Origin of the sequence: Paraglaciecola aquimarina, assembly GCF_032464635.1 — a bacterium.
Lineage (GTDB): Bacteria > Pseudomonadota > Gammaproteobacteria > Enterobacterales > Alteromonadaceae > Paraglaciecola > Paraglaciecola aquimarina.
Map to the genome: position 1 here is coordinate 608,647 of NZ_JAWDIO010000002.1, position 13,063 is coordinate 621,709.

The following is a 13,063-nucleotide window of genomic DNA, read 5'->3' on the forward strand; positions in this document are numbered from 1 at the left end:
TATTATACTATAATTCAATAACTTAAGATCATTCGTTCACATCACATTACTTAATGGCTTACTCGGTGACGAAATTTTTCGTGTATAGCAAGGCCAATAAATATAGCCTCAGCGAACATTTAGCTCATAGCGCTAAATTAATATTCATCTTCCAAAGCTGGACCCGCATAGTTATCAAAACGTGAAAACTGCCCTTGGAAAGTAAGACGTGACGTACCTATTGGACCATTACGTTGTTTACCGATAATAATTTCCGCGATACCTTTTTCAGTACTCTGTTCGTTATACACTTCGTCTCTATAAATAAACATAATTAAGTCAGCATCTTGCTCAATAGAGCCGGACTCCCGTAGATCGGAGTTTATTGGTCTTTTATCGCTTCTTTGCTCTAGACTTCGGTTTAACTGAGAAAGTGCAACTACTGGTACTTCTAGTTCTTTTGCCAAGGATTTCAATGAGCGAGATATTTCGGCAATTTCTAACGTTCGGTTATCACTTAATCCCGGAACTTGCATCAGCTGCAAGTAATCGATCATGATTAAGCTAATCCCACCTTTATCACGGGCTAACTTTCTGGCTCGGGTACGTACTTCCATCGGGGTCAACCCAGACGAATCATCTATAAATAAATTATCTTTATCCTTCAGCATGGCCATGGTATTTGACATTCTAGCCCAATCTTCATCATCCAATTGAGCAGTACGTACTTTAGTTTGATCAACCCGACTCAAGGAGGCTAACATACGCATCATAATTTGTTCTGAGGGCATCTCTAAGCTAAATACTAAGACCGGCTTGGTCTCGAGTAACATGGCATTTTCACACAAGTTCATGGCAAAGGTGGTTTTACCCATAGAAGGCCTAGCCGCCAGTATGATTAAGTCTGATGGCTGTAACCCACTGGTTTTCTTATCTAAATCTGTATATCCGGTCGAAACACCCGTGACATCTTTATTACTTTTAACTAGCTCTTCTAACCGGTCTATGGTTTTACCTAAAACGGACTCAACATTTTCAGGCCCTTCATTTTTGCCTGTCCTTTTCTCGGCAATTTCGAAAACCTTGCTTTCCGCCATATCCAGAATTTCGCCGCTATTGCGGCCCTCAGGGTTATACCCTGTATCTGCAATTTCGTGAGCAACAGCAATTAACTCCCTAGTAACAGCTCGCTCTTTTATGATTTGTGCATAAGCGGTAACGTTTGCTGAACTAGGGGTATTTCTGGCTAATTCACCTAAATAGGCAAATCCACCAGCAGCTTCTAATTCATCTAGATTTTCTAAATGCTCTGAGACCGTAATTAAGTCAATTGGGGAGCTATTGGATAGAAGGCTTAAAATAGAACGATAAATCAGCTGATGTGAATGATTGTAAAAATCTTCTTCCACCACTATTTCAGCCACCTTATCCCAAGAGTCGGGGGCAATTAACATGCTCCCCAAAACGGATTGTTCCGCTTCAATGGAATGCGGTGGGATCTTCAGCTTTTCAACTTTGTGATCTTTATTTTTGTATGGCACTTCTTTTACAGGCATGGATTATATCAATTCAATGAAACGACAAATTATGGTTAGAATAGTACTACTAACCTCTACAAAGTGAACCTAGATCTTACATTATTTATTGAGGTGTTTGCTAACCGCTTCCATAAAGCGTGCTCCATAGCGTTCTAATTTAGTTGCACCTACACCATGAATATCAAGGAATTCGCTGGACGACTCGGGACATTTGTCTGCAATATCCGCCAATGTCGCATCACTAAACACCACAAATGGTGGTACTTCGTCTTGTTCGGCAATACTTTTTCGTAAATGTTTAAGCTTGGCAAATAAGGCACGATCATAATCTTGCGCTTGAAACTTAGATTTTTTACCTAAATTAACAGTCAATCTAGGCACAGCCAATTGCAAAGATTGCGCATTTTTTAACATGGGTCGCGCTTCTTCAGTTAATTTCAGTACCGCATTTTGCGTAATGTCGACTCTTACCAACCCTCGGTGAATAAGTTGGTTAATTAAGTTATGCCAATACTCATCTGATTGCTGCTTGCCGATCCCATAGGTAGACAGTTGTTCATGCTGATTTTCAAAAATTCGCTTGAGCTGTTTGCCACGTAAGACATCAATAACATATTGACTCGCGACGTTTTGCTTTAGTCGCAAAATACAAGATAGTATTTTTTGCGCATCCACTGTTCCATCAAATGCCTTAGGTGGATCAAGACAAATGTCGCAATTTCCACAATGCCCAGCAGAGTATTCAGCGAAATAATTGAGCAGAATTTGTCGCCTACAAGTTTGGGCTTCTCCAAAGGCTTCCATAGCCGCAAATTTTTGCAACTCAACCGCGTTTCGTTGCGGGTTTTCGCCAGTAGAGATCCATTGGCGAATACGCGCTGCGTCTTTCTCATCAAATAATAATAAGGCCTGTGCTGGCATACCGTCTCGGCCCGCTCGACCAATTTCTTGATAATAAGATTCAATGCTTCTCGGTAAATCAAAATGTACCACGAAGCGCACGTTAGACTTATCTATGCCCATACCAAATGCAACAGTCGCCACTATGACATCAATTCGATCTTGAATAAAATCACGTTGTATTTTATCTCGAATTTCGCCTTCTAAACCCGCATGATAGCCAGCACAACTCACCCCTTGTTTGGCCAAAGCCATGGATAATTCATCTACTTTACGGCGGCTATTACAGTAAACAATGCCACTACCATCTTGTTGCTTTACAAAACTAATAGCTTGATCCGTAGCTTTGTATTTGGTGATTTGGTTATAGCGAATATTCGGGCGGTCAAAACTGCCTTTGAAAATGAAAGGCTGCGCCAAACGCAATTGATGAGCAATATCCGCTCGAGTAGCAAGATCAGCCGTTGCAGTTAGTCCCATAATGGGGGTGTTCGGTAATTTTTCTTTAAGTTGACCTAACAGCCTATAATCTTTACGAAAATCATGCCCCCAGTGTGAGACACAGTGGGCTTCGTCTACCGCGATTAAGCTAATATTGAGAGACTGCAAACGTGCCATGAATTCCAACTGCATCAAGCGTTCAGGTGCAACGTAAATCAGTTTATAAACACCATCTTGCATACCTTTAAACACCTTGAACATTTCTTCCGGCGTCAGGTTTGAATTAATGTAAGCAGCATTCACGCCATTGGCTAACAAAGCGTCAACTTGGTCTTTCATCAGAGAAATTAGTGGAGAAATAACAATAGCCAAGCCAAGGCATAAGCATAGCTGGAATTTGGTAACACAGAGATTTTCCACCGCCTGTTGGCATTAAAACCAATACATCTTTTCTGTCAAGAATATGGCTAATGACTTCAGCTTGGCCATCTCTGAAATGATCATAACCAAAGGTGTTTTTTAATACCTCACGTGCTTGAGATACTAATAATGATAGGTGTGTAGTCTGTGATGACAAAGAAAAACCGAAATAAGTTCTAAAGCGTAAGTTTACGTGTTTTTAATTTAAGCTTCACTGCTAAATCAAAGATTATTTGTTAGTAATTTTGCAGTGAGGGGTTAACTAAGCAAAAGCAATGCACTTCCACCTACAACTCTTTCGTTTGCACTGAGCTTTACGAGGTGCTCTTGGGATGATAAAAGTTCTGCGCGCTACACGTTCTATAGGTTGCAGAAAGTCGTGCTTGCTAGGTTAGGTTTCAGGTAAATACGCTTGTTCTAACAAAAATTGATACACTAAAAATTAGAAATTTATCAAGACGTTACACTTTTTTGTCACATCTAAACTTGTATGGTAATTTTAGAAATGACATATTACTCAGATTCAGGCCACCTAAACGTAATAATTCGAGTAAAGAAATTACAAAACGATTAATTGGCTTTAAGCGTAGAGTGAGTATTCTGACAAACATTTGTCTTACCTCAGTTATTTTCATTAGCCTTGTCGCTAGTATTTTTGTATTACTTAGATAGAGGTAAATTCCGAATAATGTAGATATTTTGAGTTTAGCTGTTTAAATTACACCCAATTATCATATAATCTGGTGTACTTAGCGGTAATTCAAACAAATATTTTATTGTTGGGTTCGTATCATTGGTTGTATTTTTCAAGGATGTCATGACAACTTATCACAACAAACTTACTTTACTGATCATAGACGATGATCCAGTTTGTATCTCAACCCTCAGCTCACTCTTTTCCAGTCTTTTTAAAGTAGAAGTGGCAGGAGATGGTAAATCCGCGCTGCAAAATATCATGCTAAAGGATATAGACTTAGTATTAAGTGCCATTAATACACCTATCATCTCTGGGCAAGAGCTATGTACATTCGTTAAAAATAGCCAAATAACCGCGCATATTCCTATTATATTTTTAGCTGATAAAGCTACCTTAGACGAAGAAGACGAATGCTTAGCGATGGGGGCTATCGACTATTTAGATAAAAATGCACGCCTTAGTATTTTAGTGTCCAGAGTTAAAAATATTATGACTATGGTTGCCCAACAGAAACGCCTCGCTCAAGTGTCGTGCACGGACGGCTTAACGGGTTTAGCCAACAGAATGCAATTGGATACCACCCTAAATAAAGAATGGTATGCGGCAGAGCGAGGTAGCCACCCTTTAACTGCGATGATAATCGATATAGATAACTTCAAATTATTCAACGACGCGTTCGGTCATTTGGAAGGCGATAAATGTTTAAAAATTGTCGCTAGAGTGATAGCTGCCAGTAAAAGAAGAGAAAGTGACTTTTCTGCTAGGTATGGGGGAGAAGAATTTGTTCTTTTATTGCCATTTACCGATTTAAATGGGGCCAAACAAGTTGCAGAACAATTACTCGACAATGTGCGTCGTCAAAATATTCCTGCCCCTGAAGGCGCTTCTCATAAAGTTGTGACTATCAGCATCGGATTAGCTACTTTTTCGCCTACCGATAGCGACAACACCTTAAATGATGCGACAGACTTACTAGATAAAGCAGACACCAACTTATTTATCGCAAAAGAGGCTGGGCGAAATCAATGCGTATTTGATTGAGCCATCTGTCGTCTCATATTCAAATCTGCATTGCTAAAGATATTCCAGTATTTTGCAACAGCCCAGCCTTGCTTGGCCCGGCCATACTATAACGACTGCTCTCTTGCTTTTAGTTGCTACCTAAATAACCTGAGTTCTGAATAAGAAGTATCGTTTAAGCTAGACAATCCAACGCCGCTAGACACAAAAAGAGCGTTATCCTGAGATTCTGGCTTATTCAGGACCCAGGTTAAATAGCACTATACTTTGCTTAACTTAGCAAAAGACATAACGAGCCACTTAGTGCCAAATTCATCAAAATTAATTTGCACACGAGCATGCTCACCCGCCCCTTCGTAATTCAACACAGTTCCTTCAGCGAATTTAGGGTGGCAAACCCTTTCTCCCAATTTAAACCCTGTTGATTCAAAAGCGGTATGCCCAGTTGTGGCGGTAAAACGATTCTGTACTGGTCTACTAACGGTGGTTCGCAAACGCACTTCTTCAATACAGTCTGCTGGAATTTCTTTAATAAATCGCGAAGGCGTATGATATTTATCTTGCCCGTAAACGCGCCTATTTTCGGCATATGTGATATATAACTTTTGCATGGCACGAGTCATACCGACGTAACATAAGCGCCTTTCTTCTTCAATTTTGCCTAGCTCTTCGTTACTCATTTGGCTAGGAAACATGCCTTCTTCTACCCCGACCAAAAAGACCAAAGGAAACTCCAGTCCCTTCGCCGAGTGAATTGTCATCATTTGCACAGCATCTTGATGATCATCTGCTTGTGTTTCCCCAGATTCTAAGGAGGCATGGGCCAAGAATGCCGATAAAGGTGTCATATTGTCGGCTTCTTCCGGTACGACAAATTGTTTACAGGCGGTAACCAATTCCTCTAAGTTTTCTATCCTGGCTTGGGCTTTTTCGCCTTTCTCAGCTTTATACATCGCAAAAAGACCAGAATGTTTAATCACATGGTCCGCTTGCTGTTCCAATGGCAACTGCGCTATATCTTGAGCTAATTGATTTATAAGTTGAATAAAAGAATTTAGTGCATTAGACGCTCTGCCTGTTAAACGCTTTTCGCTTAGCATGCGCTGGCTTGCGTCCCACATAGATAATTCTTGCGCTCTCGCTAAGTCTCTAACCAATGATAGTGTTTTGTCACCCAAACCTCGGGTTGGTGTATTGACGATTCTCTCAAATGCAGCGTCATCGATTGATTGATTCACCAAGCGCAAATAGCCAAGTGCGTCACGTACTTCTTGGCGCTCGAAGAATCGCAGACCACCGTAAATTCTGTAAGCAATAGACTCTTGTAACAATGCTTCTTCAAGCACTCGAGATTGCGCATTATTTCGATACAAAATAGCGCAATCAACTAAAGCATTCCCCTGATCTCGCCACTCTTTAATACGGGAAATGTTAAATCTAGCTTCATCTAATTCATTAAACCCGGCATACAAAGATATCCTTTCACCATGGCCATCTTCGGTCCATAACTCTTTCCCTAAGCGGCCTTGGTTATTATCAATAACGGCATTGGCAGCTTTTAATATATTACCTGTAGATCTGTAATTCTGTTCCAGCCTTACCGTTTGGGCGGTTGGAAAGTCCCGTAAAAAATGCTGAATATTCTCTACATTTGCTCCCCGCCATCCGTATATAGACTGATCATCATCACCAACAATAATCATGTTATTAGTCGGCGCAGCAAGTAACCTCAGCCATGCATATTGAATATTATTGGTGTCTTGAAATTCGTCCACCAAAATGGCTCTAAAACGCTTTTGATAATGAGCGAGTATTTGTGGATTATTAGCCCATAACTCATGGGCTCGTAACAATAACTCTGCAAAATCCACTAAGCCTGCACGATCACAAGTTTGTTGATAAACCTGATAAATTTCGCGCATTTTTTGTTGGTTGGCATCACCATAGGTTTCTATGTGCTGCGGTCGTAAACCTTCATCTTTATTGCCATTGATATACCACTGCACCTGCTTTGGCGGCCAATGCTTTTCGTCTAAGTTTAGACTTTTTAGTACTCGTCGAACCATTCGATATTGATCGTCAGAATCTAAAATAGTGAAATTTTCAGGTAAGTTAACATCAGCATAATGGGTACGTAGCAATCTGTGGGCAATCCCATGAAAGGTGCCAATCCACATATTGTATAAGGAACTACCTTGCAAATGCTCTATACGGCCACGCATTTCTTTTGCTGCTTTATTGGTAAAGGTCACTGCCAAAATACCGTATGGCGCAATTCCTTCCACTTCCATTAACCAAGAAATCCTATGCACTAAAACTCGTGTTTTACCACTACCGGCACCCGCCAAAATAAGCATATCAGTTGCAGGGGCTGCAACAGCTGCGCGTTGTTTATCATTTAGTTCATCAAGAAGTCTAGATACGTCCATGGGCCAAATTTAGAAAGAAAAAGATGAGGCATGATATCAAAAAATACTGTATTTAAATACACTAATGCCCCCCTTTGTCACGCAATTAGCTCGACTTATGGGAGGATTTTGAACAAAGAAAAGTCTATTATGGCTTTTGTTTTTCTTCTTCATCCCAAAATACTAATTTGGCACTTAATGACTACAAGATGAGAGTACAGCATGAGCATTGATTTTTGGCGGCAACTAAAACTAGAAGCAGAAAATTTAAAGAACAGTGAACCGCTATTATCCAGTTATGTGCATACCTGTATTCTGGCCCACCACAATTTTGAAACAGCTCTTGGATTTATTTTATCGAATAAACTAGCAGACACTGTGATGAGCTCTTTAACCATTAAAGAAATTTTTGAACAATGCTATCTCATGCATCCTGAAATAGCTGAAGCCGCTATGGTAGATATTCAGGCAGTATTTAATCGTGACCCAGCAGTGACTTCTAATCTAACAGTGTTACTCAATTTTAAGGGCTTTCAGGCAATACAAGTCCACAGACTAGCCAATCAACTCTGGAAAACAGGCCGCAAAGATCTAGCTCTATTTATTCAAAGTAGAAACTCCGAAGCTTTTTCTGTCGACATTCATCCGGCGGCGCATATTGGTCAAGGTGTCATGTTTGATCATGCCACAGGTATAGTCGTGGGCGAAACCGCGGTCATTGATGACAACGTATCTATTATGCAATCCGTTACATTAGGCGGAACGGGTAATGAAGCAGGTGATCGCCACCCTAAAATTCGAGAAGGGGTGATGATAGGTGCAGGAGCCAAAATACTGGGCAATATCACTATAGGTGAAGGCGTAAAAGTAGGAGCTGGCAGTGTTGTATTAAATGATGTTCCGGCACATGTCACTGTAGCCGGTATTCCTGCAAAAATCGTTGGCAAACCCACTTGCCAAAAACCATGTGAAACAATGCAACAGAATATTTTAGAAGACTAATTCTAATAGTTGATTAAGCGACTGTAATTGCACATGGGGTAAAGTCAAAATGTCTTCGGCACTCGGTTTCATCTGTCTGTCATCCGCATACCAAGCAGTCTGGTACCCTGCTCGCGTTGCGCCATATACATCTTTTTCTAAATTATCACCAACATGCAATATATTTTTGGCGGCAATACCCAGTTGCTGTTGCACCGCATCAAACATGGCTCTGTGCGGCTTCATAGGCATATTTAAACTTGCTTTAAAAGATGCAGAGAAGTAGTCGGCAATACCAATTTGTTGAATATTGACGTTGCCATTAGTGATAGCGACCAAAGGAATTTTATTCGCCAACTTTGCTAATACAGCGCGAATATTACTATCAACCACAAAATCACTACGATGAAAATAAAAGTATTCAAAGCAGCGTCGAGCAGCTTCAGACGCTTGCTGTTGTGTATAACTTAGCCGCTTAAATCCTACTTCTAGCGTTTGCAGCCTAAGCTGCCCCATATCGTTTTGTAAGCTTGGTCTGTTTGTTAATAGCTCTTTTTGTATTTGTCGCCAATCAAATTTTTGCAGGCTTTGGGTCAGAGGATACTCTTGATACATGAAGGCGCTCAATGCATCGTCAGCATTTTTAATAATACTGCCATTGTCGTAAAGCGTGTCATCTAAATCAAATGTCATGGCCTGTATGGCGGATAGTTTTTTATAAAAAATCATGGGTATCTTAAGTGTTTGCTCTGCTCATGAGTTAGCGAGATTTTTTGGCTCGTGGATGTGCTGCATCATAAACCTTAGCTAAATGCTGAAAATTCAAATGAGTATAAACTTGGGTTGTAGATAGATTGGCGTGTCCCAGTAATTCTTGCACTCCACGTAAATCGGAGCTGGACTCAAGGATATGGGTAGCAAAACTATGTCTGAGTTTGTGAGGGTGAACCGACTGATTTAAGTGCTGATTTACCGCCCACAACTTCATCCGCTTAGCTATTTGTCGAGTACAGATCCTATTTTTTAGTTTACTGACAAACAATGCCGTTTGCTCAGAGCCAGCAAACTCGGGACGCCTCTTTAACCACTCTTGTAGGGCGGCAAAGGCAACTTTACCAATAGGCAAGATGCGTTCTTTATTCCCTTTACCAATGACTCTTAGTTGGCCATCAGCTTGCACACTATTTAGATTGAGGTTCGCGAGCTCGGCTAGTCGCAACCCACAACTATAAGTCAATTCCATCATAGCTTTATCTCGGATCGCTAAGGTTGAATCATCAGCAATCTGTAACAATTGTTGCATCTCATCCACGTTAAGCTGCTTAGGTAAAGGCTTGCCTTGTACAGGAGCTTGTACTTGAGCTGCGGGATTAACAGACAGTAACTTGTGCTGCACAAGATAATCACAAAACCCTCGAATAGCCGACAATCGAAGGGCAATTGAACGAGCACTTAACTTGTTTTGCCGAGCACAACTCAAAATATTGCGAATATGTTCAGTAGTCAATGCTGACCAATTGTCTATAGGGAGGTCACTAAAAGCAGCAAACAACTGCCTTTGATAACTGTCGATCGACTTTGCTGCTAGATTTCTCTCGTACTTCAAATGATCAAAGTAACGCTGTAGATAGTCAGTTAACTGTGCAGATAATAAATCAGATGTTTGCATATTACCTCGACTAAGACAGCGCATTAACGCTGTATTAGTAGGTTAATAATTTTGGTAAAAGTATACCTAAAAATTGCTGCAATTGAGAAATCAGCAAGGTATCCATATCGGGATTAAAATGACTTGGATCTTTACTACCAATGGCTAAAATACCTAGCTCACCAGCATCACCTAGTAGCAGCAGTGCCACAGAATTCGCGACTTGATCGGCAAACAATAATTTTCGTTCATGGTCACTGAGTCGCCCAAAAAAATGATGCTCCTTTTTAAAGCGCTTTTCAATAAATAGTCGACGCTGTATTTCTGGCAGCGCATTGGCACCTTTGAATGGCATTAAACTGACTGACGCTAATTGTAAGTTTTCTTGGATGACTTCTTCCAAAATATACGTCAAGTCATAAATCGAAGTAGCCTTTAAAATGCGGATATTCAAGTCTGCGTATATCCGGTAAATCTCTTCATTCTTTTTGGCTATGGCAATCAGTTGACTTAGCTTAAGGTTCAATGTGCGTACTTTTTTGCGTAACTGTTCGCTTTGCAGTTCAACTAAAGATACTGACCCTTTCTGAGCATGAGGAATTTCAAGTTTCTCGACAATATTGGGGTATTGAGCAAAGAAATCTGGGTTGTCTAACAAATATGCTGCCACTTGTTCAGCGGCTAGTTGTTCATCGGTTTCTAAAGCAGTATTTAATTCCATGTTGTTATTATATCTACCCTTTACTCATATGTTTATAAAGCCATCAAAAATATGTTCAGCCGCGCCTGTCATTTTTAATACATTATCCCTTCCTTGCCAACGTATTTTTAAACTTCCTCCGGGTAAATCGACTTTTACATCTTTACTCAAGCGATTTTGAAGTTGGCCTACTGCCACCGCCGCGCAGGCACCACTGCCACAGGCAAGTGTTTCACCCGCCCCTCGCTCGTATACGCGCAACTTAATATGACTAGGATTAATAATTTGCATAAAACCAACGTTCACACCTTCGGGAAAGCGTTCATGCTTTTCTAACAATGGTCCCATAGTTTCAACATCAGCCGCTTGAATGTCATCAACCAGTAACACGCAATGTGGATTACCCATAGAAACAGCACCACAAAAAAGGTGTGATCGTTGGCACGAATGATATAGGTTTTCTCTTGTTTATTCGCTTTTAAAGGGATCAGATGAGGAGCGAACTGAGGTACGCCCATATTGACGGTGACCAAGCCGTCTTTTTCTAAGTACAACACCATACGGCCAGCTTTAGTGCTGACCACTATTTTGTTTCTATTAATTAAGCCTTTCATCTTAACGAATCTAGCAAAACACCTAGCGCCGTTCCCACACTGTGAAACTTCCGACCCATCGGCATTGAAAATTCGATAATGAAAATCTTGTTCGGGATCATACGGAGGTTCGACCAACAGAAGCTGATCAAAACCGATACCAAAATTACGATCGGATAATTGACGGATTTTCTCTTGCGAAAAAAACACATTTTGGGTCACATTATCAATAACCACAAAATCATTACCCAGACCTTGCATCTTTGAAAACTGGATTTGCATTGTCACTACTTAACTAAAATTATTGTCTGGTCAGTCAAAGTTTTGACCAACCAGAGATTCTAATTAGAGTTATATCACTTCAAGCAATGACTGACTATGTCTTTAACAATTGATAGCATAAATAATATCATTCTAGGTTAATTATTATCTCAGGATACTATCAATTGTTTTGCTGGCCTTTCAGTTTTTCTGTTTGCCGTTGAATACGCTTTTTCTGTTCGCCAGACAAACCATACTTATAGTGTTGCTCTGGACTAAACTTAATATTGTGTCGTTTCATTTGACGATCATCTACATCCAAACTTAAATCCACATCAAAGCGGACTAAATTAGAATGGTTTTTATCCCAACCATTAACACCAGTAAAATGAGACAATCCCCATGTAATACCTCTGCCGTCTTGTGTATTGGTAAACGCATCAGGAACATAAGGACCTGCAGCAACTGGCATCATTTCCACAATGGAGGCTATTTCAAAGTTCACCCAGTCTTCGGCGTATTGAATAGTATTACGCTCATTGCCATCACGGATAGCTAAAGCTGCCACGCCTTTTTTGAATGGGAACAGGGTGGTTTCATGGCCTGAACTCAAAACGGGATTTAGCGGATGTTTCTTAAAAGGTCCCAATGGATTTTCAGCAATCGCCAAACCTTGCATTCTAACCAAGCCTCTGCGCTCATCCTGCTTAGAGAAATCAGATTTGTAGTACAAATATATTTTTCCATCATGCACCAGAGGATAGGGGTCATGAATTGAGTATTGATCCCACTCACCTGGCGCACCATTTGGGATGACAATTTGATTATAAGGTGTCCAAGGTCCATCTGGCGAATCGGCATAAGAAACGGCCACTGGGCAGTCGTCTCCGCGTTTCCCACTAGCTTCCATAAACCCCTGATAGTAAAGGTAATACTTTCCTTTCCACTTTAAGATATCGGTAGTAGAAACCGAACGCCAACCAACATTGGGTTTAGGCGGACGTGGCACAGCCACCCCTTGTTCTTGCCACGTAAAACCATCGTCAGACGTTGCATACCAAATCTCAGACAAATCCCAATCAGCAGAAGGAACCGTGTCACTGCTTAAATCTGCCCCCTTTGGAGACACTTCGGTATTGCGATAGGTATACCAGACATAATATTTACCGTTTTCAAAAATAATTTTTGATGGATCACGGCGAGAAATAGTGCCGTCACCGCCGTTATAGTCAAAACCTTTAAGTTTGGTATATTTGAATTGAGTATATAACTCGTTGTTTTCTTGGCGATTAGCCAAGTAGTTATCATAATTACGTGCAGCAGATGCACTCAAGGGACGATCAGGTTTTTTATCAGGCATATAAAACGGGAATGCTTTATCGGCCTGTTTCGACTCTTGATTATTCTCTGCATATGCAGAACACGAAAGAAAAAGAATGGATATAACACTGCAACATATTTTCACTGTAAATTTCCT

8 protein-coding genes and 2 pseudogenes are annotated in these 13,063 nt (G+C 40.6%); 2 read left to right on the forward strand and 8 right to left on the reverse strand.

Going from position 1 to position 13,063, the window contains the following annotated elements; genetic code table 11:
- Nucleotides 1–137: 137 nt before the first annotated feature.
- Both dnaB and recQ read right to left on the reverse strand, forming a co-directional pair.
- A complete protein-coding gene (gene dnaB / locus RS130_RS03640; RefSeq protein WP_316024835.1) occupies nt 138–1,535 on the reverse strand; it encodes a replicative DNA helicase in 1,398 nt (465 codons plus the stop codon).
- An 81-nt stretch (nt 1,536–1,616) separates the two neighbouring features.
- Nucleotides 1,617–3,435: pseudogene (gene recQ / locus RS130_RS03645) on the reverse strand (DNA helicase RecQ).
- A gap of 660 nt (nt 3,436–4,095) precedes the next feature.
- Between recQ and RS130_RS03650 the strand changes: the two are divergent.
- A complete protein-coding gene (locus RS130_RS03650; RefSeq protein WP_316024836.1) occupies nt 4,096–5,016 on the forward strand; it encodes a GGDEF domain-containing response regulator in 921 nt (306 codons plus the stop codon).
- 239 nt (nt 5,017–5,255) lie between these two features.
- Here RS130_RS03650 and uvrD read toward each other — a convergent pair whose 3' ends face one another.
- Nucleotides 5,256–7,424 (reverse strand): DNA helicase II, encoded by a 2,169-nt coding sequence (uvrD, locus tag RS130_RS03655; RefSeq protein WP_316024837.1) that lies wholly within the window; start codon nt 7,422–7,424, stop codon nt 5,256–5,258.
- 201 nt (nt 7,425–7,625) lie between these two features.
- Between uvrD and cysE the strand changes: the two genes are divergently transcribed.
- On the forward strand, nt 7,626–8,405 hold the full coding sequence (gene cysE / locus RS130_RS03660) for a serine O-acetyltransferase (protein WP_316024838.1): 780 nt from the start codon (nt 7,626–7,628) through the stop codon (nt 8,403–8,405).
- Here cysE and RS130_RS03665 read toward each other — a convergent pair.
- The 5 genes and pseudogenes from RS130_RS03665 to RS130_RS03685 form a co-directional block, all read right to left on the reverse strand.
- Nucleotides 8,394–9,113 (reverse strand): HAD-IA family hydrolase, encoded by a 720-nt coding sequence (locus RS130_RS03665; RefSeq protein ID WP_316024839.1) that lies wholly within the window; start codon nt 9,111–9,113, stop codon nt 8,394–8,396. The genes cysE and RS130_RS03665 overlap by 12 nt on opposite strands.
- Before the next feature lie 31 nt (nt 9,114–9,144).
- Nucleotides 9,145–10,053 (reverse strand): tyrosine recombinase XerC, encoded by a 909-nt coding sequence (locus tag RS130_RS03670; RefSeq protein WP_316024840.1) that lies wholly within the window; start codon nt 10,051–10,053, stop codon nt 9,145–9,147.
- 34 nt (nt 10,054–10,087) lie between these two features.
- The gene (locus tag RS130_RS03675) at nt 10,088–10,753 is read right to left on the reverse strand and encodes a DUF484 family protein (protein ID WP_316024841.1); all 666 of its coding nucleotides are present in this window, start codon (nt 10,751–10,753) and stop codon (nt 10,088–10,090) included.
- Between the two features lie 24 nt (nt 10,754–10,777).
- Nucleotides 10,778–11,607: pseudogene (gene dapF, locus RS130_RS03680) on the reverse strand (diaminopimelate epimerase).
- Nucleotides 11,608–11,767: 160 nt separating this feature from the next.
- Nucleotides 11,768–13,051, reverse strand: coding sequence for a glycoside hydrolase family 117 protein (locus RS130_RS03685; protein ID WP_316024842.1), 1,284 nt, complete (start codon nt 13,049–13,051; stop codon nt 11,768–11,770).
- Between the last annotated feature and the right edge of the window lie 12 nt (nt 13,052–13,063).